The organism is Olleya sp. Ti.3.14 (genome assembly GCF_038154885.1).
In the GTDB taxonomy this organism is placed as follows: domain Bacteria; phylum Bacteroidota; class Bacteroidia; order Flavobacteriales; family Flavobacteriaceae; genus Olleya.
The window spans coordinates 1-330 of sequence record NZ_JBAKAO010000045.1 but is presented as its reverse complement, the minus strand read 5'-3'; the positions used below and the strand labels follow the sequence as shown (position 1 = coordinate 330).

The 330-nt window shown below is 37.0% G+C and carries 1 protein-coding gene; it reads left to right on the top strand.

All coding sequences use genetic code 11. The features are described from left to right. On the top strand, positions 1–330 hold a 330-nt coding region (locus V6251_RS15215; RefSeq protein WP_341589009.1), incomplete at both ends, for a hypothetical protein.

Below are 330 nucleotides of genomic sequence, written 5' to 3'. Positions count from 1 at the left end.
TGGATGTGTTGGAAGATTTATCCTTATCTCTTGGCGAGTCTAGTAAAAACTTTTTAGGCGAAACACTGACCATACAAACCCGATCATTAGATGCTTTTGGTGGTTATAAAGAATTAGAATTTAAAGGCGTTGTCACACAAGTAAAAACCATAAAAGGTCATGAAGCTAGCTCTGGAGACAGTGTCGTAATTAAAGCTCAAAGTCCAAGTTTTCTTGCAGATGATGGTCCACATTACGCCTCGCATAACGACGTCTCTTTGTCTGAAATTATTGAAAAAACTTTTAACGACTATGACAAGTCTAAACTAGAAGTCCTAGTACAACCAAAAA